Genomic DNA, 23,398 nt, shown 5'->3' with positions numbered 1-23,398 from the left:
ATGTTCAGTGCACCGCCTGTACAAAAAGTATCCGTGGTCATCCCGGTTTATAACGAGCAGGAGAGCCTGCCCGAACTGATCCGCCGTACGACGGCCGCCTGCGACACGATGGGCAAGGCCTACGAAATTCTGCTGGTGGATGACGGCAGTAGCGATAATTCCGCGCTGATGATGACCGACGCCGCGCAGGCCGAAGGCAGCCACATCGTTGCCGTGCTGCTCAACCGTAACTACGGCCAGCACTCGGCGATTATGGCGGGGTTTAGCCACGTCACGGGCGATCTGATTATCACCCTGGACGCGGACCTGCAAAACCCGCCGGAAGAGATCCCGCGCCTGGTTGCCAAAGCCGACGAAGGCTATGACGTGGTCGGCACGGTACGTCAGAACCGCCAGGACAGCCTGTTCCGCAAGCTAGCCTCGCGTACCATCAACCGTCTGATCCAGCGTACGACCGGTAAAGCGATGGGCGATTACGGCTGCATGCTGCGCGCCTACCGCCGCCACATTGTCGACGCCATGCTGCATTGCCACGAGCGCAGCACCTTCATTCCGATTCTGGCGAATACCTTTGCCCGTAAGGCAACGGAAATCCCGGTCCTGCACGCCGAGCGCGAGCACGGGGAGTCGAAGTACAGCTTTATGCGCCTCATCAACCTGATGTACGACCTCATCACCTGCCTGACCACCACGCCGCTGCGTCTGCTGAGCGTGTTCGGCAGCATCATCGCCGTGGCCGGTTTCGCGCTGTCCGTTCTGCTGGTGGTGCTGCGACTGGTCTTTGGCCCGCAGTGGGCGGCGGAAGGGGTCTTCATGCTCTTTGCCGTGCTGTTTATGTTCATCGGCGCCCAGTTTGTCGGGATGGGTCTCCTCGGTGAATACATTGGCCGTATCTATAACGACGTTCGCGCGCGTCCGCGCTACTTTATTCAACGTGTTGTCCGTCAGGAACACAAAGCATCTCAAGAGGAAATTCACCCATGAAAGCTGTTGTATTTGCCTATCACGATATGGGGTGCACGGGCACGCAGGCCCTGCTGGAAGCGGGCTATGACATTGCGGCAATCTTTACCCATCCGGACACGGCCGGAGAGAACAACTTTTTCGGCTCCGTGGCGCGTATCGCCGCCGAGCGTGGAATTCCGGTTTATGCGCCGGACGACGTCAACCACCCGCTGTGGGTGGAGCGCATTCGCGCCCTCGCGCCTGACGTCATCTTCTCGTTTTACTATCGCAACCTGCTCTCCGACGAGATCTTAGGCCTGGCTGCAAAAGGCGCCTTTAATCTTCATGGTTCTCTGCTGCCTGCCTACCGTGGCCGCGCCCCGCTGAACTGGGTGCTGGTGAACGGTGAAACGGAAACGGGCGTGACGCTGCACCGCATGGTGCGCCGTGCGGATGCGGGCGCTATCGTGGCGCAGCAGAAGGTCGCTATTGATGCGGACGATACCGCGCTGCAGCTGCATCAAAAGCTGAACGCGACGGCACAGACGCTGCTGCGCGATGCGCTGCCGGGCATCCTTAACGGCACCTTCAGCGAAACCGCACAGGACGAGAGCAAGGCAAGCTGCTTTGGCCGCCGCGCGCCGGAAGATGGTCGTCTGGACTGGAACAAACCGGCCCGCCAGCTGCACAACCTGGTGCGCGCCGTGACCGACCCGTGGCCGGGCGCCTACAGCTTTGCGGGCGTCAGCAAGTTCATCGTCTGGAAATCCCGCGTGCGTGACGACATTCCGGCGGCAAAACCGGGCACCGTCGTCTCCGTCTCCCCGCTGATTGTGAGCTGCGGCGAGCAGGCGCTGGAGATCGTTACCGGCCAAACCGACAACGGCCTGTACGTTCAGGGCATCCAGCTGGCGCAGTCGCTGGGGCTGGTGGCCGGGGCGCTGATCACCAGCGCGCCGGTGGTGGCCATCAAACGCCGTACCCGCGTGCTGATCCTCGGCGTGAACGGTTTTATCGGTAACCACCTGACCGAACGTCTGCTCAAAGACGATAACTACGAAATCTACGGCCTGGATATTGGCGCGGATGCGATCAGCCGTTTCCTCGACAACCCGCGCTTCCACTTCGTGGAAGGGGACATCAGCATCCACTCCGAGTGGATTGAATACCACATTAAGAAATGCGACGTGGTGCTGCCGCTGGTCGCCATTGCCACGCCAATCGAGTACACCCGTAACCCGCTGCGCGTGTTTGAGCTGGACTTCGAAGAGAACCTGAAGATCATCCGCGACTGCGTGAAATACGACAAGCGCATCATCTTCCCGTCCACCTCTGAAGTGTACGGCATGTGTACCGATAAGAACTTCGATGAAGACACCTCCAACCTGGTGGTCGGGCCGATCAACAAGCAGCGCTGGATTTACTCCGTCTCCAAACAGCTGCTGGACCGCGTGATTTGGGCCTACGGTGAGAAAGAGGGCCTGCGCTTTACCCTGTTCCGTCCGTTCAACTGGATGGGGCCACGTCTGGACAACCTGAACGCGGCGCGTATTGGCAGCTCCCGTGCGATCACCCAGCTGATCCTGAACCTGGTGGAAGGCTCGCCAATCAAGCTTATCGAAGGCGGGAAACAGAAACGCTGCTTTACGGATATCAGCGATGGTATCGAAGCGCTGTTCCGCATCATCGAAAACAAAGATAATCGCTGCAACGGTGAAATCATCAATATCGGCAACCCGGACAACGAAGCGAGCATTCGCGAACTGGCCGAGATGCTGCTGGCCAGCTTTGAGCGCCACCCGCTGCGCGATAAATTCCCGCCGTTTGCCGGCTTCCGCGAAGTGGAAAGCAGCAGCTACTACGGTAAAGGGTATCAGGACGTTGAGCACCGTAAGCCAAGCATTCGCAATGCGAAGCGCTGCCTGAACTGGACGCCGACGGTGAAGATGGAACAAACCATTGATGAAACGCTTGATTTCTTCCTGCGCACCGTGGAGCTGTCGGAACAGGTCTCATGAAAAAAGTCGGTTTACGCATTGATGTCGACACCTTCAGGGGAACGCGTGACGGCGTACCCAAACTGCTGGAACTGCTGAGCAAGCACGGCGTGCGCTCCAGCATTTTCTTCAGCGTGGGGCCTGACAACATGGGACGCCATTTATGGCGTCTGGTTAAACCGGCATTTCTGTTCAAAATGCTGCGCTCGCGCGCAGCATCCCTCTACGGCTGGGATATTTTGCTGGCCGGCACCGCCTGGCCCGGCAGACGCATCGGCGCGGGTAATGAAGCGGTTATCCGTGAGGCGGCACAGCATCATGAGGTGGGTCTGCACGCCTGGGATCACCATGCCTGGCAAGCCTGGGCGGGCGTCTGGGATATCCCGCGCCTGTCCCGTGAGGTCGAGCGTGGGATGCTGGAACTGGAGGCCATTATCGGTCAGCCCGTGCGCTGCTCCGCCGTGGCGGGATGGCGTGCGGATCAGCGCGTCGTGAAGGCCAAAGAAGCCTTTGCGTTTCGCTACAACAGCGATTGCCGCGGAACCGGGCCCTTTTTGCCGCTGTTGGGCGAAAATCGCTACGGTACGGTGCAAATTCCGGTCACGCTTCCCACCTGGGATGAAGTGGTCGGGCGCGAGGTGAAAGCTGATGAGTTCAATCGCTACATCCTGGACCGCATTCATCGTGACGCCGGTACGCCGGTGTATACCATCCATGCCGAAGTGGAAGGGATTGCGTATCAGCATGATTTCGACGAACTGCTGACGATGGCCGCTCAGGAAGGCATTGCGTTTTGCCCGTTAAGCGAGCTGCTGCCAGACGACCTCAGCACCCTGCCCGTGGGCAAAGTGGTCCGCAATGAACTGGCTGGCCGGGAAGGCTGGCTTGGCTATCAACAAACCGTGAGTCCGGTCCAATGAAAACAGCCCGTTATGGCTTAGCGCTTCTCGCACTGTTTATCGTTTACTACCTCATCCCGGTTGATATCCGCCTGCTTTGGCAGCCTGATGAAACGCGCTATGCGGAAATCAGCCGCGAAATGCTGGCCTCCGGAGACTGGGTTGTCCCGCATTTTTTGGGGCTGCGTTACTTTGAAAAGCCGATTGCCGGCTACTGGATCAACAGCATCGGGCAGATGCTGTTCGGGCACACGAACCTCGCCGTGCGCGCCGGGTCTATCTTCTCCACCGGTTTAGCGGCGCTGCTGGTCATCTGGATGGCCTGGCGTCTCTGGCGGGATAAGCGGACAGCCATTTTCTCCGGCCTGATCTTCCTGACCCTGTTCCTGGTGTATGGCATCGGCACGTATGCGGTGCTGGATCCCATCATCACCCTGTGGCTGGTGGCGGCGATGTGCAGCTTCTGGCTGGCGTCACAGGCCCAGACCGTTGCCGGAAGAGCGGGGGGCTATGTGCTGCTTGGGCTGGCCTGCGGGATGGGGGTGATGACCAAAGGCTTCCTGGCGCTGGCGGTACCGGTGATTGGCGTGCTGCCGTGGGCGATCGTCCAGAAGCGCTGGAAAGAGGTGCTGATTTTTGGCTGGCTCGCGATCCTGAGCTGCGTGCTGATTGTTCTGCCATGGGGGCTGGCGATTGCGCAGCGTGAGCCTGACTTCTGGCGTTACTTCTTCTGGGTTGAGCATATTCAGCGTTTCGCCCAGAGCGACGCGCAGCACAAAGCCCCGTTCTGGTACTACGTGCCGTTCCTGATCGCGGGTAGCCTGCCGTGGCTGGCGCTGCTGCCCGGCGCGTTCCGTCTCGGCTGGCGTGACAGACAAAACGCGGGCGGCGGGTTCTATCTGCTGGGTTGGGTGGTGATGCCGCTGCTGTTCTTCAGCATCGCCAAAGGCAAGCTGCCGACCTATATCCTGCCGTGCTTTGCCCCGCTGGCGATCCTGATGGCGCGCTATGCCTGCCTCGCGGCGGAGAAGGGCGCCAGAGCGTTACGCATTAACGGCGGGATCAACCTGGCGTTTGGCGTTATTGGCATGGTGGCGGCGCTGGTGGTCTCTCCGTGGGGGCTGGCTAAGCATCCGGTCTGGTCCTCGGTTGAACTGTATAAAGTGTTCTGCGCGGTGGTCGCGTTCCTCATCTGGGCCGCGGTCGGCTGGTTTACGTTCAGGCAGAGTCAGCAGCGCTGGTGGCTTGCGGCGCTCTGCCCTGCGGGCCTGGCGCTGCTGATCGGTTTTGCCATTCCTAACCTGGTGGTGGATTCCAAACAGCCGCAGTCGCTGGTCGACACCGTGCGCGAGCCGCTTCAGGACAGCCGATTTGTCTTGGCCAATAACGTGGGCCTCGCCGCTGGCCTGGCGTGGGAGCTGAAGCGCAATGACATCACGCTGTTTGGTCAGAGCGGCGAACTGCGCTACGGGCTGGATTATCCTGATGTGAAAGATCGTTTTGTCGGTAAAGATGACTTCGCGCAGTGGCTGGCTGAGCACCGTCAGCAGGGACGCGTATCGCTGGTGATTCTGCTGTCAAAACGCGATGACCTTTCGCGGGCGAATCTGCCAGAACCGGACAGCCTGTATATCCAGGGCCGTCTGGCCTACCTGCAGTATCTGCCGAAGTGATGACCTGGATCTGGCTGATACTGGCAAGCCTGCTCAGCTGTGCAGGACAGCTGTGCCAGAAACAGGCTACCCGTCCGGCGAAAGCCGGGCGGCGTGGCGTGCATATCGCGCTGTGGCTTGGCCTGGCTCTGCTGGCGCTGGGCAGCGGGATGCTGGTCTGGCTGGTGGTGCTGCAGCGCCTGCCTGTCGGCATTGCCTACCCTATGCTGAGCCTCAATTTTGTCTGGGTGACGCTGGCGGCGAAGGTATTCTGGCGTGAAAACGTCGCCTCGCATCACTGGCTGGGGGTGGGGTTGATCATCATTGGGATTGTTATCCTGGGAGGGAGCCTGTGAAAGGGGCGTTCTGGGCCTTATGCAGCGTGCTGTTAGTCAGCGCCGCGCAGCTGTTGCTGCGCGATGCCATGCAGGCTCTGCCTCCGGTCAGCGAGATTCTGACGTTTATTTCCGCGCTGTGGCGCGTCTCGTCCGGCACGGGCGCGCTGCTGCTGGGGTTGATGGGGTATGTGGCTTCTATGGGCTGCTGGTACCTGGCGCTGCATCGCATGGCGCTCAGCAAAGCGTATGCCTTGCTGAGTCTTAGCTATATCCTGGTGTGGGGCGCCGCGATCCAGCTGCCGGGCTGGGGAGAAAGCTTCTCCTGGCACGGGCTGGTCGGCGTCGTGTTTATTATGTTGGGTGTACTGGTGATTTTCCTGCCCCGACGTGGATAATCGACTCGGTGGTCAGGGTGTAAGGGGTCGACGTACAAACGGCCAGGCTGAGTGAGCCGATCTGCACCTGGCTGACCGAGTGCGACGGCGCCGTGCTGTCGATGCTGACAATCTGCCAGGCGCTACCGCCACGCTGTTTGATGATTGCCTCTTTTCGCGTCCAGATACGCCAGAAGGCGGCAAGCCGTTCCTCTGGCGCTTCGCGCTCAAGCTCATCATGCTCCGTCATGCTGAAGACGGCATTCGCCAACGCCTGCCAGTTCTTCCTGGGGCGAATCACTTCGATATCACAGCCGACTTCGCCTTCATCGCTCATCAGCAAGGCGATATCGTCACCGCTGTGGCTCAGGTTGAACCACAGCGGATGGCCCTCCGCAAAGGCCGGTTTCCCCTGCTCGCCGTAAATAATGTCGGGGAGCGGATGAGGGGATAACGCTCTGGCGAGCAGCATCCTGCCAGCCAGCCATGAGGCATTGCGAGCACCCTGAGGTGCGCTGTCTGCGAGCGTTGACGCCAGCGGGTCCGCGCAAAGGGTGGATATTTTTCCCAGTACAAACTGGTACATAGTTACGCCCAGCGTTTAATGATAATCGAGGTGTTGATGCCGCCAAACGCGAAGTTATTGCTCTGCAGGTACTCGCAATCGATCTGGCGGGCTTCTCCCATAATATAATCTAAAGCACCACATTGCTCATCCGGTTGCCTTAAATTGAGTGTCGGGGCAAACCAGCCTTCACGCATCATCTGTAAACTCATCCATGCTTCCAGCGCGCCGCAGGCTCCGAGCGTGTGGCCAAAATAGCTCTTCAGCGATGAAATCGGCACGTTGTCACCATAGATAGCGGCAGTGGCCTGGCTTTCAGCAATATCGCCGCGATCGGTGGCAGTACCGTGTGCGGAGATATACCCCATATCCAGGGCGCTTAGTCCCGCCATGGCCAGCGACTGCTCCATACAAATCTGCATGGTTTCACGCTGAGGCTGGGTGATATGGGCCGCATCACAGTTAGTGGCAAAGCCCACGATTTCGCCGTAGATAGTGGCTCCGCGCGCTTTGGCATGCTCCAGCTCTTCGAGTATCAGGGTGCCCGCGCCTTCCCCAATCACCAGACCATCGCGCTGCGTATCAAATGGCGAAGGGGTGGTTTTGGGTTCATCGTTACGCTGGCTGGTGGCAAACAGCGTGTCAAACACCGCCGCTTCAGACGGGCACAGCTCCTCAGCGCCCCCCGCAACCATAACGGTCTGATAGCCGTGGCGAATCGCCTCCCAGGCGTAGCCAATTGCCTGGCTGCCGGACGTACAGGCGCTTGAGGTCGGGATGACGCGGCCACGTAATCCAAAGAACAGTCCGGTATTCACCGCGGTGGTGTGCGGCATCATCTGCACGTAGGTTGTGCCGGTGATGTTATTGGTGTGCTTTTCGGTGAGCATAGTGGCGAATTCGCTGACGGGCCCGGTACTGCCTGTGGATGAGCCATACGCGATACCCGTTTGCCCATTGGTGAGCACCGCCTCGCCAATCAGCCCCGCCTGCTCCAGCGCCAGCTCGGTGGCGCGGGTCGACATCAACGACACGCGGCCCATGGCGCGGATCCGTTTGCGGGTATAATGTTCCGGCAGCGTGAAGTCATCAATCGGCGCGCCCAGCAGGGTGTGCAGGCCATCATAGACCTGCCACTCCGGCATTTTACGCACCGCGTTTTCATACGCCAGCAGCCTGCTGGACACGGATTGCCAGTTTTCGCCAAAGGCGGTCACGCCGCCCATGCCCGTAATCACCACGCGACGCGTCATAGCATTCCTCCGTTAATGGAAATGACCTGGCGGGTGACGTAACCCGCAATATCTGACATCAGATAGCTTGCCAGCCCGGCGACCTCCTCAGCCTGGCCCATGCGTTTCATTGGAATGATGGACATCGCTTCTTTCAGCGCGGCCTCTTCCATTTCAATCATTCCGGTATCAATCAGCCCCGGCGCAATGCAGTTCACGGTGATTTTGCGTTTTGCCAGCTCAATCGCCAGCGCTTTGGTGGCACCGATAATGCCCGCTTTTGCCGCGCTGTAGTTCACCTGCCCGCGGTTACCCATCACGCCGGACACGGACGATAGGGTGATAATGCGTCCCCCTTTACGGGTGCCAATCATCGGCATAATGCAGGGGTGAATGACGTTATAAAAACTGTCGAGATTGGTGTGGATCACGCTGTCCCAGTCGTCTTCACTCAATGCCGGAAAGGCGCCATCGCGGGTGATACCCGCGTTGCTGACCACGCCATACCATGCGCCATGGGCTTCAATGTCCTGTTCCAGCACCTCGCGGCACTGTTCGCGGTTGCCCACATCAAACGAGAGTAAACGGCCGTTGCCGCCCGCCTGCGTGATGGCGTCCAGCGTCTCCTGCGCGCCTGCGGCATCACGATGGTAATGCACGCCTACGGTAAACCCGTCGGCGGCAAGCTGGCGGGCGATGGCGCGCCCTATGCCTTTGCTGGCCCCGGTGACCAGTACGGAACGACTCATGCGTTAGATCCCTGATTAAAAAGCGAGGTTAATTCTTCTGCGCTTGGCTGGAAGGTGTTGACCCGGCCCGTGGCCAGCGTCTCTTCATTAGCGGAAATTGCGCATTCAAAACTGCCGAAGCGTTCGTCCTGCATCAGCAGCTTAACGGTGATGTCCAGCGTCAAGCCTGCGGCGAAACGCCCGCTGGCGCAGATCAGTTCACGCGCGCCGAGCACCATGCCCAGCGCAATATGCTCCTGCCCCTGCTGCTGGCGATGCCAGCCGGACCAGACGCCGACGGTCTGCGCCATCAGCTCGAGCGCGTACCAGCCCGGCATGTCGCCATCGGCATTCAGAAAGGGTGCCAGCACGCTTTGTCTGTCTATCGCGACGCGGCATACCGCCATGTCGTCCGTCACATTCTCAACGGACTCCAGCAGCATCATGGGCGCATCGTGCGGCAAATAGGCTTCGGGTGATAAGTAGCTCATGACGCTCTCCCCAGCAGAATGCTGGCGTTGTTGCCGCCAAACGCGAACGAGTTAGACAGAATGACCGGTTTTGTCAGCGCGGTGCGCTGGTGCAGCAGACCGCACGGCGCCAGCGTGTCGTCCGGTGCGTAGCGGGCGAAGTCCTGCGGCGGTAAGGGCAGATCGCGCGTCAGAATCAGCCAGCTCAGGGCCGCTTCGGTGATACCGGCAGCGCCCAGCGTATGGCCGGTAAGGTGTTTAGTAGAGCTACAGGGTACGCTTTCCCCAAAGAGATCGTGTACCACCTGCGATTCAATCTGATCGTTAAGCGGCGTGGCCGTGCCGTGCAGGTTGATGTAGCCGATATCTCCGGGCTGCATACCCGCTTCGTTGAGCGCCTGCGTGATGGCTCTGATCGCCCCTTCGCCCTGCGGATGCGGAGCGGAGATATGGTACGCATCGCTGGATTCCCCCGTCCCGAGCAGCGCCACGTCCGCGGGCTCACGGCTAAGCACCATCAGCGCGGCGGCTTCACCGATGGTGATCCCCCGACGGTCGCGACCAAAAGGCTCGCAGAGCGTAGGGGAGAAGGATTCAAGGCTGTTAAACCCGTTGACGGGCATCCGGCTCAGGGTATCTGCTCCGCCAACAATCGCGATGTCCACCAGCCCGGCTTCAATCAGACGTTTGCCGCCGATCATCGCCCGCGCGCTGGAAGAGCAGGCTGTCGAGATCGTATAGGCCGGGCCTTCGAGCTGAAGCCAGTTGGCGAGGAAGCGGGACGGATCGCCGAGCTCCTGCTGCGGGTACTGCCAGTGCGTGCTCGCTTCGCCATGGGTCATGCGCTGCACGTGCTCATCGCCTTCATCCAGCCCCGAGGTGCTGGTCCCCAGCACCACGGCCACCCGATCGCGGCCGACGCGGGCGATAGCCTCGTCGACGGTCGACTGAATCTGCGCCAGCGCGGCCAGCAGAAGCTGGTTATTGCGGGTGCGGTGTGCGGACAGCGTTTCCGGGATGGGCGGCAGTTCGCCTTCCACACCGCCCAGCACGGCGTCGGGTGAACCCTGTAACCAGCCGGTTCGGGCATGCATACCCGGCGCTACGCCCGTCACCAGGTTGGCAGCGATTTCATCATGCGAGTTGCCCAGCGCGTTGACCATGCCAACAGCGGAAATATAAATCATCTCAGTCACCCAGATATTGAATGGTGATGTGGTATTTAAAAACGTGTTGCTCGATGCTGATCGGCTCGCGCTTGCCTTTACGCTGCAGGTAGACAATCTCCGTCACCAGCTTGCCGCTGGCGTTACGCAGTTCGCGCCGATCGCCCGTGTCAGTCAGCGTCCAGCCCTTCGGCAACTGCGGCTGCCAGGCGCTAATCGGCCAGTGGCTGAGCATCACGTCGGCCAGCACCTGGCTGGCGGGCGGCAACTGCGGCACAACGATCGACTGCTCGGTATGAATACCGGTCTCATCGTACGTCGCCAGGAACAGACGAATGCCCACGGAAGAGAGCCCGGCCAGCGTCACTTTATGCGCATCCGCGTTGAGCATCACCAGCAGGGACTGCGTTTGCCCGTTAAAGCTGCCGGTCAGCAGCTGCTGGGAGCTTACCGCCGGGCTAATGCCGGGCGGCGGGAGCGTAACGCGGGTTCCCGGCTGGAGCCAGGCCTGGGGACGCGTCTCTTGGGTATCGGTCGAATGGCTGCAGCCTGCCAGCAGCAGCGCCGCAGCCAGCGCGGCGGCGCGGTAAAAAGCGTTCATTTACGTTTTCTCTCTTTCTTATCCGGCATCGCCAGCGGCGCCAGCAGGAAGGCGGTAAAAATACCGCTCACCAGCACGATACCAAAGCTGCTAATGGCCTGCGTGGCGCTGAAGACGAGCATGCCCAGCGTCAGCAGCGTGGTCATCATCGCCAGCGTAATCGCCAGCATCGAGGTCAGCGGCGTGCCGCGCGGGTTGCTGAAAAACAGCGTGTAGTTAATGCCAATGCCGAGCACCAGCACCAGCGCCAGCAGTGAAAACAGGTTTACCGGGTGGCCCGTTGCGGCCAGTACCGCCAGCCCGCAGCTCAGCGACAGCACGGACGGCACCAGGCTTATCAGCCCCTTACGCCAGCCGAGGCGCACCATCGCCCCGCAGGCAATCACCGCCAGCGCGGCAAACAGGAGCCCCGTCAGCAGCGTGCGGTAGAGGGCAAACAGGGTGTCAAAACTGGCTTTGCGATCGACCCAGACGACGCCGTCATGGCGCGCGGCCAGCTCGCCGAGGGCCGCGCTGTTTTTTGCGCCGTCCACCGGTACGAGCACGCCGCTTTGACCGTCGGGCAAGGTCAGCCAGAGCAGACGCCAGCCTTCGCTGGCCGGGCTTTTAAGCCACGCGTCCACGCTGACCGGCATGGCGTCCAGATTCGGGGAGACGGCGTTGAGCCCTGCGCTTTTCAGCACGTTCGTTACCGCAGGCGCGGCGTTTTGCAGCAGCGTAAGATCGCTTTTCTGACGGGCCAGCGAGTTCAGCGGCAGGGTGCGCCAGCGGGTAATTTCTCCCGCTTTCTGCGCCTCTGCCAGCGCCGGGGTAAAGGCTTCCAGCCGCTCCAGCGTTTGCTGAGGCGAAGCGCCATGAACCACAAACCATTTCTGATCCACGCTCTGTCCGGTCAGGGCGGTAATGGCCTTCTCCTGCGCCAGAATATCTTTCGGCAGCGCCTGCAGCTGGGCGATGTCGTCGTCCACCTTCAGCGTGCTTATTCCCACGGCGGAGAGCAGCGCCAGCGCGACGGGAAGACCAATTGACAGTTTTTTACTGCGTCGCCAGGCGGCCAGCCAGCGCAGCATCAGGACCATAAAGGGAACCGGGCGCACCGGTAACCCGCGGCACAACCACGGATGCCAGAAAATCACCGTCAGGCAGGAGGCGCTGAGTCCCACGGCAGCGAACACCGCCATCTGGCGGATCCCGGGGAAGGGGGCCAGCATCATAATCAGGTAGGCGGCGACGGTCGTCAGCAGCGCCAGCAGCAGCGCATTGCGAACTTTGGCCAGGCTTTGCCAGGGAGAATGCTCCGCGCCGTGTACCATCCGTTCGGTCAGGTAGTAAAGCGTGTAGTCTGCCGAAATTCCGATGATGCTCATGCTCATCACCAGCGTCATCAGGTGCAGCTCGCCAAAGAGCAGCAGCGTCACCACCGTCCCCGCCAGCGCGCCGATGGCAATGGAGAGCACGCTCAGCAGCAGCGGGCGCAGAGAGCGGAACACCGCCACGATGAGCAGGAACACGCCAAGCAGGGTGGCGATACCCAGCGTCGAAACATCACGTTTGGCCTGCTGGCTGGCGTAATCGCTGTAGAACACGGTCCCGCGGGAAAGCAGCTGTGCCTGAGGGTAGCGAGCTTTCAGCGTCTCCTGCAGCGCGTTAAGCGTCGTCACGAGCCGGTGGGTCTGCTGCATATCAAATGATGAGCCCGCCAGCTCGCCGTGGAGCAGATACCAGTAGTTTCCCGCCTCATCTTTTGCGACCAGCCAGCCGTCCATCAGCCGCAGCTTCTGGCCGTTTTGCGCCAGAGCGAGCTGCGAGCCGCGCATCAGCATCAGGGGATCGTTTTGCAGCTCTTTGCCGCTGACGCCGGAAAAGGCCGAGTAGAGCTGAGATAAAATCCACTGCGCCTGCGCTTCTCCGCCGTTTTGCAGGCGGGCGCGGGTGGCGGGGTCAATCAGGCCATTTCGGTGCTGCCAGAAGAACTCTCCCCAGGCCTTTTGCCCGGCGGCGTCCATCGGGCCTTTGACCTCGCTGAGCGAATCAGTGCTTTGCAGCAGCGCCAGCCACTGCTGTGCCACGCGCGGATCCGGCTCTTTGCCGGGGCTGACCAGCCAGACCAGCTGGCGGTCGAGACGCTGCATAAACCCGTCGTTGAGCGCCGGCGGGATCGCCCCCAGCGTCTGCTTCGGCAGCATGGCCAGCACGCTGCTGTTCAGTCGCGCGCCGGGCAGAAGCGACAGCAACACGCCCAGCAGAATCAGGCATAGCGTGGCCCACAGCAGCGCCGGGCGCAGGGATTTACGGTGCGGCAAAGCGTTGGCGTTCGTCATCGGTCAGGCTGGCGGGCGTCAGTTGGTGGCGAGAAAGGGCGATATCGGTACGGTCGCCCTGTTTGTCGTTGAGGCGAATCGTTTCCAGATAGGTTGCGCCGCCCAGATCGAGGGTGGCGAAAATCTTGTCCAGCGGCGTCGTTTTTGGCGTAAGCACCAGCGACCAGCGGCCCGCTCCCAGGTCTTTAAAATCGATGCGGAAGTTCTCTTCCAGCACCTTGCGGTCCGCCTGGAACAGGGCGCGCAGAAGATGGTTGAACTGGAACATCTGCGGATTATTGTCGGCAGTGATGGTTTGCGGCGGCTGGCCGTTAATCGCCTGAACCATCCGCTTGTCGTCCAGCAGGAGCGTCATCGGAAACGGCGCTTTTTGATCCCACAGCAGGCCGCTGTCGCGGGCGATCAGCATTTCGCCCTGCGAGCGCAGCGGCTGCGGCATATCTTTTATCGTGCGAACCTGTTCGAAATGCGCGCGCACCACGGGCTGCTCGGTGAAGCGCTGCTGCAGCTCATCCAGCGTCACGGCGCTGACCAGCGGGCTGACGATCAGCGCCAGTAAAGGCAACCATCTCATGGTGTTACTCCCATACGTTCAAACAGTATTGCCGGGCTTACAAAGCACATTTCGCGGGTCGCTTCTTCCACCGCCACCTGAATGGTGTAACCGGTGGTCGTGCGTTTGCCGGTCTGCGCATCGAAAATTTGATAGGCAATGCGCAGGCGGTTTTCATACTCTTCAATGTGCGCGCGGACGCGAATACGCTGCTCAAAGGTCACCGCATCGCGGTATTTCACCCGGGTGTCGACGACGGGCCAGACGTAGCCGGAGGCCTTCATCTGGCGATAGCCATAATCAAACTGATTGAGCAGCGCCTCGCGGGCGATCTCAAAGTAGCGGAAATAGTTACCGTGCCAGACCACGCCCATCATATCGACGTCGTGGAACGGAACGGTGATCTCGACTTCAGTCGTAAAGCGGGGATCGGTCAGCACCCTTTACTCCTTCTCACTGGACTCTGGCAGATGCCAGAAATCGAAAAAATTAAACCAGTCGAGCGGCGACATGAGGGCGTAATGTTCCAGCCGCTGCGCATAGCGATCGACGGTATCTTGCAGTGCCTGCTGGCGTTCACCGCGCGGCAGGCGCAGCGGGTCGGCAAACGGCTCGCAGTGCAGGACGAGCTTACCCTGCTGGCGCAGGGCGAAAATCAGCACCACCGGGCAGCGGAGGATGGAGGCCAGGATAAACGGCCCCTGTGGGAACGGTGCAGGCTGGCCCATGAATCGGCTCCAGATCACGCGCCATTCGCCGCCGCGCTGCGGATTCACCGCGATGCGATCCCCCACAATCGCGACCCATTCACCGCGCTCAAGCTTCTCTTTAATGGCAATGGCGGTATCCGGGCCGATGTCGGTGACCGACATCAAATTCACGCCAGCTTCGGGCGCCATTTCGCTCATGATTTGCTTAAAGCGCTGGGCGTTCTCGCTGAAAACCAGGGCGTTGATGATTTTACTGCCTTCCAGCTGAGCCAGGGCCCGGCAGGCCTCTACGTCGCCAAGGTGCGAGGCCAGCAGCAGTTTGCCCTGTGGAGCCGCGATGTTTAACGCTTCGCTCGCGCCGGGGGCAAAGACAATATCGCGATGAAGCTTCAGCTCGCCGCGCCAGCTGGCGACTTTATCCAGCATCGCGTTGCCGAAGCGCATGAAATGGAAAAAGCTGTTAAGCCGTGAGGGAACAGGCATGCTCCGCTGACGCAGTTCTTGCTTCACTCTCGCCATCCACTGCCGCGAGGCCTGCCGCGCCGGACGCGCGATAAGCCAGTACACGCCGATAACCGGCCACAACAGCACGGTAAAGGCCCGCCGACCCAGCCGTTCCCAGACGCGCAGCATCAGGCGCATCCCCCACAGACCCTTGACCTCGTCCTGCTGCGCCCAGTGCTGGCGGCGTCGACGGAAAAGCAGGCCGGGCATGCGGGGCAGCATGCCGAAGAAGAGCCGGGTATGCATCAGGGAGATCCGCACGTTATCTTTTAGCGCGTCGAAGTGGGACAAACCGTCCTGCGGATAGGTCACGCGCGTGGGCAGAAAGACGCTGGTGTTGCCCTGCCAGTAGAGACGAACCATCACTTCGGTGTCAAAGTCCATCCGCTTGCCGAGCGGTTCGCGCGCTGCCAGCCGCAGCGTGGGTGAAACCGGATAGACCCGAAAGCCGCACATGCTGTCTTTAAGCTGCAGCGATAAGGTTTCAATCCACACCCAGACGTGGGTGATCCAGCGCCCGTAAAGTCGGGAGCGCGGAATAGAGTCATCGTAAATGGGCTGGCCGGAAATCAGCGCGTCCGGGTGGCGCTCCGCCAGCGCCAGCAGTTTGGGGATATCTTCGATGGCGTGTTGGCCGTCCGCATCCACCTGCACGGCGTGGGTGTAGCCCGTCCGCGCGCACTCCTCCAGCCCTCTGATGACCGCGGCACCTTTTCCGGCGTTTTGCGCCAGACGAACCAGCGTCATCTGCGGCTGCTCCGCCGCCAGGCGCTCAAGCTCCTGACGGGTGACTGCGTCGCTGCCGTCATCCACCACCAGGCACGGCAGGCCGAACGGCGCGAGACGTGACAGCACGCTGGCAATCATCGCGCCGTGGTTGTAGCACGGGATCAGCACGCAGGGACGAAAGATTACGGACATAGACGAATTTTCCCGCTGCTGGCGGTGTGGCGCTCAGCCCCGGCATGGCGTTGATAGCTGAAGGTCAGCATCTGACGTTCGGCATGCCACTCAAGCATCAGCGTCACCGTGGTTTCCGGCAGCAGTGGTGCCTGAAACTTCACGTTTTGAATGCTGTGAAAGCGATAGCCCGGTGCCAGTAACGTCGTGGCGTAGTGCATCACCCAGTCAAGCTGCGCAACGCCGGGCAGCAGCGGTTGTACGGCGAAATGGCCCTGAAACCAGAACAGCGTTGCGTCGAGATGCAAAACGATCTCCAGCTTCTCCGGCTGTGTCTGGTGGCGCTCAATTTCATGAATTTTCATGAAATAACTCCTCTAACTGCGCATAGACACGCTTGTTCATACTGTTTACCGGCATTTCATCAACGATGCGCCAGTAGCGCGGCACCGCGACAGGTTCAAGCCACGGCAGCAGGGCGCGACGCCAGGCGAACTCCTGCGCTTTTTTATCCTGCACATACCCGCGCTGACGGGCCGTTTCATCCAGAACCAGCAGGGCGCCAATCCCCTGACGACCCCCGCGCGTGACCGGCAGGGCGGCCGCTTCGCAAATACCGTCGAGCTCCAGCAGGCGGCGTTCGATCTCGTTAAGCGAGATGCGTTTTTCTTCAATTTTGACCACTCGCCCGCGGCGACCGGCGATGCTGAAAAGCCCCTCGCTGTCGAAGTGCAGGATATCGTCGAGCTGGAGCCCTTCTGGCTCATGGATCAGTGGCGACGTAACGCGACAGGCGTCATCTTCCTAATGGAAGATCACGCCGGGGAACGGTAGCCAGGGCACGTTATCCTCCTGACGATGGCGCCAGGCGAGGATCCCGGTTTCGGTACTGCCATAAATTTCATCCGGCCAAAGGTTAAGCCAGCCGGAGGTGGTCGAGACGTCACGCCAGGGCAGCATTCCACCTGCTGAAATCAGCATCCTGACGGGCGGCGCGGCAAGCTCGGTATCCAGGCGCTTCAGGAACGCCGGGCTGCTGATAAACAGGTATTGCCTGTCAGGAGGCAGGGCGGCCAGTTGTTCTGCGTAATAGAGCATCGCGGCATGCAGCGGCAGACCCAGCGCCATCGGCAAGACGATACGGAATGTCAGGCCATACAGGTGTTGCGGTACGACCGAGGCCACAATGCTGCATCCGGCCAGACGCTCACCAAAGCGGTTAGCCAGCAGGCGGGCTTCGCGATCCAGACTGACGATGTGCTTAACCACCCGGCGCGGCGTGCCCGTGGAGCCTGAGGTGAACAGTTCAACGAAGCGGTTTTCGTCAATGGCCGGCAGAGGCACCCAGTGGCTGGCTGTCTGGTGGCTGGAGGCCACCACAATCTGTTTCCCATGAAAACCAAGCGTTCGATCGCTCAGAACGCCGCTAAACAAAGATTGCTGTTCTTCAAGCTGCGAGACGCGGCTATGGCCGGGAATGACCGGTGTTTTACCGGCGTGCAGCGAGGCCAGCAGCGCAACAATAAACAGGTAGCTGTTTTCAAAGCACAGCGCCCAGCGCTCGCCTTCCTGCTGACGCAGGGTCTCGACCAGTAAGGTTACGTCGTGGCGCAACTGGCCCAGCGTCCAGGTACGATCGTCGAGCCAGGCAACAGGCGTGTCGTCAGGGCGCGGCGCATTTAACCACTGGCCCAGCGGAAGGGGGTTAGTCATTGTGCATCTCTTTTTTTATCACCCGCTGGCGCACCAGCCACTCTGCTGCCATCAGCATCCCCATCAGGATGTAAGCCACCATACCATTCCATAGCGTCCACAGATGCATGTCGCCGTGGAGGACGGTAAACAGCGCCATCGTGCCGTTGCCGACGAAAAAACCGCACCAGACGAGGGTCACCTTACGGGTATAGCGCACGCCCTCCGGGGGCAAGTTTGGCTCGCGCAAGCGCGCCAGTCGTTCGACAAGCGGCATCGCTGTCCACAGCGAACCGCCAAACACGGCCAGCATGACAAGGTTGACGACCACCGGGTAGAGCAGCAGCCACTGGTGGGCTTTCAGCAGGTAGCTTGCCGTGCAGAGGGCGATCCCCGCCAGCGCCACGCACTGCACCACATACCGCATCGGGCTTGTGTTCCGCTGCGCCTGACGCAGCCGCAGCAGTAACACCAGAGCCATCACGGGTAATAGCCACTGCAGGCTGTTATGCGCCAGCCCAAATCCAATCAGGAAGGGCCACGCCAGCAGCATCAACCCCGTCAGAAGTGGGATGATCGGGAATGTCCGTCCGCCGCGCACGACGTCTTACTCTTCGCGCAGAAGCTGTTCGACGGCGTCTACCACATCCTGAACGGTACGAACCGATTTGAAGGTTTCCGGCTTGATTTTCTTGCCCGTTTTCTTCTGCAGATGAACAATCATGTCCACCGCATCAATGCTGTCCAGCTCCAGGTCTTCGTAAAGGCGGGCTTCAGGGGTAATATCCTGCGGGTCGATTTCAAACAGTCGGGTCAGAAGGCCACAGACTTCCTGATAAATGGTTTCTTGTTCGGTCATCGTGATCACATCTCAGGCGCGTTGAGCGTTGATAAAGGACGCCAGCGTGGCGACGGAAAAGAAGTGCTGGCGCATCTCTTCGCTTTCAGCGGAAAGCACCACGCCATACTGGTTTTTCACGGCCAGACCCAGTTCCAGCGCGTCGATAGAGTCGAGACCCAGCCCATCGCCAAACAGCGCGGCATCGGTATCAATATCCTCTGCGGTAAGCTCGTCCAGATTCAGCGTGGTGATAATGAGATTCTTAATTTCAAGATAAAGCGCTTGCATCATTAATTCCTGACAAAGATTGAAGGCCTGATGTTAATCGATGCTGTAGATGCCGGTTTAACTGCCTTGCCGCCAGCGCCGGTTCTTGTTCATTTGCATCGTAAAATTCGTCGATGTTCACGCGGTCGCGGACATCCACGGTGAAGACAGGTTTTTCTGGCGGCACATCATACCAGCGACTTTTTTTATCCAGCAGATGTTCGCTACAGTGGATCAGCACCACCCGCAGATCGCTGTTACAGCGCACGGCGATATTTGCTGCGCCGCGCTGGAGGGAAATAGCTTCGCCAGACCGGGTACGTGTGCCTTCCGGGAAGATTAACAGCGTGTCGCCCTGAGCCAGACGCTGCTGGCTTGCAGCCAGCAGAGGCTCGGCTTCGCTGTTAATCAGGTAATCCGCCGCGCGGATGACGCCGCTGACAAACGGATTGCGCAGCAGCGCGCTTTTCACCAGACAGTCGGTTTCTGGCATCACCGATGCCAGAATCACGTAGTCAATTAACGTGGGGTGGTTAGCCACCACCAGACAACCCCGATCGTTGCGCAGGGCGTCAAGATTGTGAATGCGATAGTCCAGTACCCCGAGGCCGCGGGCAACGGTCAGGAAGAAGCGGAAGCTGGCCGCAATGCTGCGCCGCGCAAGGCGACGGCGGTTGGTGCGGTCGCGCTGGACGATCAGCAGCAGGTTGAACCATACCAGTGACAGCAGCAGCCCGCCCACGCCAAACAGCACGAAGCAGAATCCGGTCATCACCAGACGCCATAACCAGTTAATTCGGTCAGTCAGGCGGTTCATGCGCGCGTCCATTGCCACAGCAAACGTTCGCCGGGTACCACAAACTGGCGTGCCTCGCTGAGATAGCGTTGCAGGAACACCAGGCTTTGCGGAAGGGCGGGTTCATCCCCCGTGCTGCCGCTGCGGGTTTCACACTGCAATTCCTTGCCGGATTCAATCACCAGCGCCAGCGCGTAGGGCCAGGTGGGCATCTGGTGCGGTAACGCCGGGTGGTAAAATTCCGGCAGTGCGCCGTCAAAATCGACCAGCAAGACGCGGGAGTAGCCCGCCTGCAGCAGGCTCAGGACTTCACATAATGCCTGCTGGAAGGTGTCCAGCCCGGCAGAAATGGATGACGAGACGATTGCCTGGCGTGCGGTAATCGTGAGATTGCCCACCGCCGAGTTGTGCACGGACATGGCGAAGTCGGTAGGCGATACGGATTGCCCCGTCGCCAAAGCATGCAGAATACGGTAGTTGCGCTCCAGCTCGCCGTGGCGGCTGGAATAGACGACGGCATCAATGGCGTGGTGTTGCAGCATAGCGAGACCAATGTCCACCGCCAGCTTACTGCCTGAATTGAGGCGGCGCGCGGTCATCATGGGTAAAGCGGTCAGCCGGGGAAGCGGGGCCGCTGGATCGACGGGCAGCTGCAGGCGTGACCACGCCTGCCACTCTGTGGCATCGCTGAGTCCTGGGGCTCTCGCCTGCCAGTCGATAATGTTCAGTGAAAATTTCATCTACGCGCGTCCGCGAAAAAAACCGTATTCAAAGGGCAGACCTGGCCACCCGGGCAGCTAAGCTGCTCTATTGTTCACGTTTGGTGCATATCAGCAGGGTATGACCGACCCCAAGGTTATCCAGACGCTGTTCAACGCTGAAACCTGCGCTCTCCAGGTAACGATAAAACGCCTCTACGCTGTAAAACCGGCTATTGCCATTCGCCATACAGGTGAAATAGAGCGAGGTGGCATTCAGGCTGAAAGAGGCCGCTTCAAACTTCTGGGCATCCCAGAAAAGCTCCATGATGCACAAACGTGCGCCTGGCTTCATGACCTGTGCGACGCGCGTCAGCATGGCGACAATCTGATCCGGAGAGAAACAATCCAGAAACTGGCTCATCCACCAGACGTCGGCCTCACCCGGCAAGGCTGCTGGGCTAAGCATATCGACAGCATGGAATCCAATACGATGAGAAAAACCTGCTTTTGCGATGTTTTCCTGCGCCAGCGCTATCTGCTGCGGCAGGTCGAGGATCGTCACGGCAACATTTTCGTCATAGCGGCAGCAGCGTAACGCCCATTTACCCGTATTTCCGCCCACATCGTACAATTTTGTCGGCGAGCTTGCGAATATATATGGCAAAGCGGCGTCAAACGCGGCGTCGGAATAGTAATGATCAAAGGCGAACCAGCTCTCTTTCGCCTGAGCCGGTAATTGGGATAATGCCGGATAGATGGTTGGCCAGTTGCCAAACACCGCTAAGCCCGCAGGTTTTTCTTCCTTCAGGGCGTCCGCCAGGTGAAATAGCCCTTTGTAACAAACGTCCTGAGTGAAATCCATATTTACGCGGGTCATTTCATCGTGCAGTAAAAAGTGGCCCACTTTCGCCAGAAAATAACGTCCATGCTGTTGGGTAACGATCCGCCCGCTTAATCCCATATCCAGCAGTACGCTGACGCCATAGCTGCCGAGCGTGCTGTGTTCGGTTATTTCCTCGAGGCTGGCACCCTCTTTACCTTGTTTATCGAGCCAGGCGAGAATGCCTGAGTTACGCAGACAAAGCGCGGTCTGAAATAACATCGGAGCAAAAGCGATGCGTTGCGCTTCGGTAATGGCATCCAGTGCGCTGAGCGTATCCTTTTCGTACATTGCTGCGTAACCTTTCAGGGCAAGAAATAGGGGTTATCGGGCCAAATGCGGCCCGACTTTAGAAAAATATTACAGTGCGGCGCCCGCGGAGAGGTTCAGCTGAATATCGTGGTCGAGGTTATTCACCCAACGGTTATAATTTTTGTGAATTTTACCGTCAGCCGCTTTCAGGTTCATACTGCTTTCGTAGTTAATGGAATAGCTTGTTGCGGAATAAGGGATACGAACGTCGACCGAGTGGTCGCGCGCCTGCAGACGACCTTTGATAACGCCCGGACCGGCTTCCGTCATGATCCAGTCACGTTTTTGTCCTGCTTTCAAAATCGCTGTTTTTACCTGGTCGGCGGTATGACCCGCGCTCACAGTAGAGTGAACCTGAGCGATTGGAGCAGTACGCGCACAGCCTGCCAGTGCGCCAACGAATACGGCGGCAGCACACCATTTAACGATCTTTTTCATCAACAACTCCATATCAATAATAACAATTAAAGGTAGTGGTTTTTACAAATAATATTCATCCGGCGTTTCTTTTGTGCCAGATGTTTTTTTAATCAATATTAAGGTTTGCATTACGTTGACGCGAAGGCGGGCATAATAACATGGAAAATAATTAACAATTTCATTTTTTTTAATTTGCGTTAAATCATGATTTGCGTTTCAACGTAATGCGACCGACGTAAACAAAAACAGAATTAATATTTCCTTAACGCAAATAAAAATACCGCGACAGGTTATGAACGCGGTAATTTAAGGCGGATTATTGGCGGTTTAAACCTACCTATAAAGGTAGGTCAGCTACCCGGGCAACCTGCTTTTCGGCCTTCCCGGCCCGAGCAAAATGGCCAGCTTGCTGCCGCCTTTGGTGGTCTCCATCCAGATCTTACACACGCTGGTCAGGGGGACCGAGAGCAGCATACCGACCGGGCCCAGCAGCCATCCCCAAACCAGTAAGGATAAAAAGACGACCAGCGTCGACATGCCGAGCCGGTGCCCCATCATGCGTGGTTCGAGAATATTGCCCAGCACCATGTGCACGACGAGGAATAACGCGCCGACCAGCATACATTCGTAGAAACCGTTAAACAGAAACGCCTGAATCATCGGCGGCACGGCGGAAAGCACCGCGCCAATGTTGGGCACGTAGTTCAGCAGAAACGCCAGCACGCCCCACATCAGCGCGAACTGCACGTTCATCAGCATCAGCCCCAGCCAGACGATGATCCCGGTCCAGACGCTCAGCAGCGTTTTCAGCGCCAGATATTTAGAGACGCCCTTCAGCGCCCGGTGTAAGCCAGCAATGTGAATTTGTGGGTTATTCAGTGCAAAGCGCAGCTTATAGGGGACGTGGCGGACTTCAAACAGCATAAACACCACCGTCATGACCAGCAGCAGAATGCTGGCCATCGCGCCGGAAAGCCCCGTCATCAAGGTGGTGGCGTAGGTCATGACCTTCTCGGAGTCCATCCTGCGCAGCATCCGTTCGGGTGAGATATGCAGATTAAGGAAGGGCACCATCTCCTGGAGTGCGACGATCTTACGCGTCAGCTCTTTGTTGTACTGCGGCAGCATGGTGGAGAATTCACTCAGCGAGGCCGCCAGCACGCCGAAGAGCGCCGTCAGGGCAATCAGCATCACGATGACGACAATGGTGATGGCGACCGGGCGGCTAACGCCCCGGCGCAGAAACCAGGTGACTAAAGGATTAAGCACAATGGCAAAAAAGAGCGCCAGCAGGAGCTGAACTATGATGTCGGCGGCCGCATGGATACCCGCAAGGATAACCACCAGACAGGCGAGCTTTAATAAGATGTGGAGTCCTGCTTTGTCGGACGGGTTAGCGATCATGCGCGTTCCTTAATGTGATGACCCGGTAAGTGTAGTGCCCGGGCCTCGCTTCGTCTGGCACCGTTAATCTGAAAGTCGCTGCTGATTTTCTTATTGGGGCGTGGTAATAGTGAAACACTGTTGTAAAAAA

At 59.2% G+C, this 23,398-nt stretch carries 25 protein-coding genes and 1 pseudogene; 6 read left to right on the top strand and 20 right to left on the bottom strand.

Annotated elements, in window-relative coordinates:
- Genes arnC through arnF form a run of 6 tightly spaced genes read left to right on the top strand, consistent with a single transcriptional unit; the run spans position 1 to position 6,226 of the window.
- Positions 1 to 984, top strand: a complete 984-nt coding sequence (gene arnC, locus ACOTXT_RS05095; RefSeq protein ID WP_032676981.1) for an undecaprenyl-phosphate 4-deoxy-4-formamido-L-arabinose transferase — start codon at positions 1 to 3, stop codon at positions 982 to 984.
- On the top strand, positions 981 to 2,963 hold the full coding sequence (gene arnA / locus ACOTXT_RS05090) for a bifunctional UDP-4-amino-4-deoxy-L-arabinose formyltransferase/UDP-glucuronic acid oxidase ArnA (protein WP_333163924.1): 1,983 nt from the start codon (positions 981 to 983) through the stop codon (positions 2,961 to 2,963). The genes arnC and arnA overlap by 4 nt, the downstream gene beginning before the upstream one ends.
- Positions 2,960 to 3,862 carry a 4-deoxy-4-formamido-L-arabinose-phosphoundecaprenol deformylase gene (gene arnD / locus ACOTXT_RS05085; protein ID WP_023294743.1) on the top strand — a complete coding sequence of 301 codons (903 nt, stop codon included), beginning with the start codon at positions 2,960 to 2,962 and terminating at the stop codon, positions 3,860 to 3,862. Before arnA ends, arnD begins: the two co-directional genes overlap by 4 nt.
- Entirely contained in the window at positions 3,859 to 5,514 is a 1,656-nt protein-coding gene (gene arnT, locus ACOTXT_RS05080) for a lipid IV(A) 4-amino-4-deoxy-L-arabinosyltransferase (RefSeq protein WP_055321718.1), read from the top strand. The genes arnD and arnT overlap by 4 nt, the downstream gene beginning before the upstream one ends.
- Complete coding sequence (gene arnE, locus ACOTXT_RS05075) at positions 5,514 to 5,849, top strand: 4-amino-4-deoxy-L-arabinose-phosphoundecaprenol flippase subunit ArnE (protein WP_023326251.1); 336 nt, start codon at positions 5,514 to 5,516, stop codon at positions 5,847 to 5,849. Before arnT ends, arnE begins: the two co-directional genes overlap by 1 nt.
- Positions 5,846 to 6,226, top strand: a complete 381-nt coding sequence (gene arnF, locus ACOTXT_RS05070) for a 4-amino-4-deoxy-L-arabinose-phosphoundecaprenol flippase subunit ArnF (protein ID WP_055321719.1) — start codon at positions 5,846 to 5,848, stop codon at positions 6,224 to 6,226. The genes arnE and arnF overlap by 4 nt, the downstream gene beginning before the upstream one ends.
- Here arnF and acpT read toward each other — a convergent pair.
- The 20 genes and pseudogenes from acpT to ACOTXT_RS04970 form a co-directional block, all read right to left on the bottom strand.
- Positions 6,183 to 6,791, bottom strand: coding sequence for a 4'-phosphopantetheinyl transferase AcpT (gene acpT, locus ACOTXT_RS05065; RefSeq protein WP_023326249.1), 609 nt, complete (start codon positions 6,789 to 6,791; stop codon positions 6,183 to 6,185). The genes arnF and acpT overlap by 44 nt on opposite strands.
- A 2-nt stretch (positions 6,792 to 6,793) precedes the next feature.
- The gene (locus ACOTXT_RS05060; RefSeq protein WP_021242168.1) at positions 6,794 to 8,023 is read right to left on the bottom strand and encodes a beta-ketoacyl-ACP synthase; all 1,230 of its coding nucleotides are present in this window, start codon (positions 8,021 to 8,023) and stop codon (positions 6,794 to 6,796) included.
- Complete coding sequence (locus ACOTXT_RS05055; protein WP_008503093.1) at positions 8,020 to 8,751, bottom strand: 3-ketoacyl-ACP reductase FabG2; 732 nt, start codon at positions 8,749 to 8,751, stop codon at positions 8,020 to 8,022. The genes ACOTXT_RS05060 and ACOTXT_RS05055 overlap by 4 nt, the downstream gene beginning before the upstream one ends.
- Entirely contained in the window at positions 8,748 to 9,221 is a 474-nt protein-coding gene (locus tag ACOTXT_RS05050; RefSeq protein WP_055321720.1) for a hypothetical protein, read from the bottom strand. Before ACOTXT_RS05050 ends, ACOTXT_RS05055 begins: the two co-directional genes overlap by 4 nt.
- Positions 9,218 to 10,387 (bottom strand): beta-ketoacyl-[acyl-carrier-protein] synthase family protein, encoded by a 1,170-nt coding sequence (locus tag ACOTXT_RS05045; RefSeq protein ID WP_008503091.1) that lies wholly within the window; start codon positions 10,385 to 10,387, stop codon positions 9,218 to 9,220. Before ACOTXT_RS05045 ends, ACOTXT_RS05050 begins: the two co-directional genes overlap by 4 nt.
- 1 nt (position 10,388) lies before the next feature.
- Positions 10,389 to 10,967, bottom strand: a complete 579-nt coding sequence (locus ACOTXT_RS05040; protein WP_046092700.1) for a DUF3261 domain-containing protein — start codon at positions 10,965 to 10,967, stop codon at positions 10,389 to 10,391.
- Positions 10,964 to 13,288: an MMPL family transporter gene (locus ACOTXT_RS05035; RefSeq protein ID WP_055321721.1), complete on the bottom strand. Its 2,325-nt coding sequence runs from the start codon at positions 13,286 to 13,288 to the stop codon at positions 10,964 to 10,966. The genes ACOTXT_RS05040 and ACOTXT_RS05035 overlap by 4 nt, the downstream gene beginning before the upstream one ends.
- Positions 13,257 to 13,862, bottom strand: coding sequence for an outer membrane lipoprotein carrier protein LolA (locus tag ACOTXT_RS05030; RefSeq protein ID WP_025910258.1), 606 nt, complete (start codon positions 13,860 to 13,862; stop codon positions 13,257 to 13,259). Before ACOTXT_RS05030 ends, ACOTXT_RS05035 begins: the two co-directional genes overlap by 32 nt.
- The gene (locus ACOTXT_RS05025; protein WP_008503087.1) at positions 13,859 to 14,281 is read right to left on the bottom strand and encodes an acyl-CoA thioesterase; all 423 of its coding nucleotides are present in this window, start codon (positions 14,279 to 14,281) and stop codon (positions 13,859 to 13,861) included. Before ACOTXT_RS05025 ends, ACOTXT_RS05030 begins: the two co-directional genes overlap by 4 nt.
- A 3-nt stretch (positions 14,282 to 14,284) precedes the next feature.
- The gene (locus ACOTXT_RS05020; RefSeq protein WP_055321722.1) at positions 14,285 to 15,976 is read right to left on the bottom strand and encodes a glycosyltransferase family 2 protein; all 1,692 of its coding nucleotides are present in this window, start codon (positions 15,974 to 15,976) and stop codon (positions 14,285 to 14,287) included.
- Positions 15,967 to 16,320, bottom strand: coding sequence for a hydroxymyristoyl-ACP dehydratase (locus ACOTXT_RS05015; RefSeq protein ID WP_055321723.1), 354 nt, complete (start codon positions 16,318 to 16,320; stop codon positions 15,967 to 15,969). The genes ACOTXT_RS05020 and ACOTXT_RS05015 overlap by 10 nt, the downstream gene beginning before the upstream one ends.
- Positions 16,307 to 17,668, bottom strand: a pseudogene (locus ACOTXT_RS05010) (AMP-dependent synthetase). The gene ACOTXT_RS05015 and the pseudogene ACOTXT_RS05010 overlap by 14 nt, the downstream one beginning before the upstream one ends.
- Positions 17,661 to 18,200 carry a hypothetical protein gene (locus ACOTXT_RS05005; RefSeq protein ID WP_023294735.1) on the bottom strand — a complete coding sequence of 180 codons (540 nt, stop codon included), beginning with the start codon at positions 18,198 to 18,200 and terminating at the stop codon, positions 17,661 to 17,663. Before ACOTXT_RS05005 ends, ACOTXT_RS05010 begins: the two are co-directional and overlap by 8 nt.
- 54 nt (positions 18,201 to 18,254) lie before the next feature.
- Positions 18,255 to 18,506, bottom strand: a complete 252-nt coding sequence (locus ACOTXT_RS05000) for an acyl carrier protein (protein WP_008503082.1) — start codon at positions 18,504 to 18,506, stop codon at positions 18,255 to 18,257.
- 12 nt (positions 18,507 to 18,518) lie between these two features.
- The gene (locus ACOTXT_RS04995) at positions 18,519 to 18,776 is read right to left on the bottom strand and encodes a phosphopantetheine-binding protein (RefSeq protein WP_008503081.1); all 258 of its coding nucleotides are present in this window, start codon (positions 18,774 to 18,776) and stop codon (positions 18,519 to 18,521) included.
- The gene (locus ACOTXT_RS04990; protein ID WP_032675590.1) at positions 18,757 to 19,572 is read right to left on the bottom strand and encodes a lysophospholipid acyltransferase family protein; all 816 of its coding nucleotides are present in this window, start codon (positions 19,570 to 19,572) and stop codon (positions 18,757 to 18,759) included. The genes ACOTXT_RS04995 and ACOTXT_RS04990 overlap by 20 nt, the downstream gene beginning before the upstream one ends.
- Positions 19,569 to 20,291 carry a beta-ketoacyl synthase chain length factor gene (locus ACOTXT_RS04985; protein WP_008503079.1) on the bottom strand — a complete coding sequence of 241 codons (723 nt, stop codon included), beginning with the start codon at positions 20,289 to 20,291 and terminating at the stop codon, positions 19,569 to 19,571. The genes ACOTXT_RS04990 and ACOTXT_RS04985 overlap by 4 nt, the downstream gene beginning before the upstream one ends.
- A gap of 67 nt (positions 20,292 to 20,358) precedes the next feature.
- Positions 20,359 to 21,423 carry a class I SAM-dependent methyltransferase gene (locus ACOTXT_RS04980; RefSeq protein WP_008503077.1) on the bottom strand — a complete coding sequence of 355 codons (1,065 nt, stop codon included), beginning with the start codon at positions 21,421 to 21,423 and terminating at the stop codon, positions 20,359 to 20,361.
- 69 nt (positions 21,424 to 21,492) lie between these two features.
- Positions 21,493 to 21,882: a hypothetical protein gene (locus ACOTXT_RS04975; RefSeq protein WP_008503076.1), complete on the bottom strand. Its 390-nt coding sequence runs from the start codon at positions 21,880 to 21,882 to the stop codon at positions 21,493 to 21,495.
- A 336-nt stretch (positions 21,883 to 22,218) separates the two neighbouring features.
- A complete protein-coding gene (locus ACOTXT_RS04970; RefSeq protein WP_008503075.1) occupies positions 22,219 to 23,268 on the bottom strand; it encodes an AI-2E family transporter in 1,050 nt (349 codons plus the stop codon).
- Positions 23,269 to 23,398: the final 130 nt, after the last annotated feature.

Origin of the sequence: Enterobacter cloacae complex sp. IR5422 (assembly GCF_049238165.1) — a bacterium.
GTDB classification, from domain to species: domain Bacteria; phylum Pseudomonadota; class Gammaproteobacteria; order Enterobacterales; family Enterobacteriaceae; genus Enterobacter; species Enterobacter roggenkampii.
The sequence above is the reverse complement of the archived record's forward strand: the minus strand, read 5'-3'. Positions and strand labels throughout refer to the sequence as shown.

What these genes read in the sequence shown, in the direction of transcription:
- arnC (WP_032676981.1), top strand. Translation starts at nt 1, where the DNA reads ATGTTCAGTGCACCGCCTGTACAAAAAGTATCCGTGGTCATCCCGGTT.
- arnA (WP_333163924.1), top strand. Translation starts at nt 981, where the DNA reads ATGAAAGCTGTTGTATTTGCCTATCACGATATGGGGTGCACGGGCACG.
- arnD (WP_023294743.1), top strand. Translation starts at nt 2,960, where the DNA reads ATGAAAAAAGTCGGTTTACGCATTGATGTCGACACCTTCAGGGGAACG.
- arnT (WP_055321718.1), top strand. Translation starts at nt 3,859, where the DNA reads ATGAAAACAGCCCGTTATGGCTTAGCGCTTCTCGCACTGTTTATCGTT.
- arnE (WP_023326251.1), top strand. Translation starts at nt 5,514, where the DNA reads ATGACCTGGATCTGGCTGATACTGGCAAGCCTGCTCAGCTGTGCAGGA.
- acpT (WP_023326249.1), bottom strand. Translation starts at nt 6,791, where the DNA reads ATGTACCAGTTTGTACTGGGAAAAATATCCACCCTTTGCGCGGACCCG.
- ACOTXT_RS05060 (WP_021242168.1), bottom strand. Translation starts at nt 8,023, where the DNA reads ATGACGCGTCGCGTGGTGATTACGGGCATGGGCGGCGTGACCGCCTTT.
- ACOTXT_RS05055 (WP_008503093.1), bottom strand. Translation starts at nt 8,751, where the DNA reads ATGAGTCGTTCCGTACTGGTCACCGGGGCCAGCAAAGGCATAGGGCGC.
- ACOTXT_RS05050 (WP_055321720.1), bottom strand. Translation starts at nt 9,221, where the DNA reads ATGAGCTACTTATCACCCGAAGCCTATTTGCCGCACGATGCGCCCATG.
- ACOTXT_RS05045 (WP_008503091.1), bottom strand. Translation starts at nt 10,387, where the DNA reads ATGATTTATATTTCCGCTGTTGGCATGGTCAACGCGCTGGGCAACTCG.
- ACOTXT_RS05040 (WP_046092700.1), bottom strand. Translation starts at nt 10,967, where the DNA reads ATGAACGCTTTTTACCGCGCCGCCGCGCTGGCTGCGGCGCTGCTGCTG.
- ACOTXT_RS05035 (WP_055321721.1), bottom strand. Translation starts at nt 13,288, where the DNA reads ATGACGAACGCCAACGCTTTGCCGCACCGTAAATCCCTGCGCCCGGCG.
- ACOTXT_RS05030 (WP_025910258.1), bottom strand. Translation starts at nt 13,862, where the DNA reads ATGAGATGGTTGCCTTTACTGGCGCTGATCGTCAGCCCGCTGGTCAGC.
- ACOTXT_RS05020 (WP_055321722.1), bottom strand. Translation starts at nt 15,976, where the DNA reads ATGTCCGTAATCTTTCGTCCCTGCGTGCTGATCCCGTGCTACAACCAC.
- ACOTXT_RS05015 (WP_055321723.1), bottom strand. Translation starts at nt 16,320, where the DNA reads ATGAAAATTCATGAAATTGAGCGCCACCAGACACAGCCGGAGAAGCTG.
- ACOTXT_RS05005 (WP_023294735.1), bottom strand. Translation starts at nt 18,200, where the DNA reads ATGCTGCTGGCGTGGCCCTTCCTGATTGGATTTGGGCTGGCGCATAAC.
- ACOTXT_RS05000 (WP_008503082.1), bottom strand. Translation starts at nt 18,506, where the DNA reads ATGACCGAACAAGAAACCATTTATCAGGAAGTCTGTGGCCTTCTGACC.
- ACOTXT_RS04995 (WP_008503081.1), bottom strand. Translation starts at nt 18,776, where the DNA reads ATGCAAGCGCTTTATCTTGAAATTAAGAATCTCATTATCACCACGCTG.
- ACOTXT_RS04990 (WP_032675590.1), bottom strand. Translation starts at nt 19,572, where the DNA reads ATGAACCGCCTGACTGACCGAATTAACTGGTTATGGCGTCTGGTGATG.
- ACOTXT_RS04985 (WP_008503079.1), bottom strand. Translation starts at nt 20,291, where the DNA reads ATGAAATTTTCACTGAACATTATCGACTGGCAGGCGAGAGCCCCAGGA.
- ACOTXT_RS04980 (WP_008503077.1), bottom strand. Translation starts at nt 21,423, where the DNA reads ATGTACGAAAAGGATACGCTCAGCGCACTGGATGCCATTACCGAAGCG.
- ACOTXT_RS04975 (WP_008503076.1), bottom strand. Translation starts at nt 21,882, where the DNA reads ATGAAAAAGATCGTTAAATGGTGTGCTGCCGCCGTATTCGTTGGCGCA.
- ACOTXT_RS04970 (WP_008503075.1), bottom strand. Translation starts at nt 23,268, where the DNA reads ATGATCGCTAACCCGTCCGACAAAGCAGGACTCCACATCTTATTAAAG.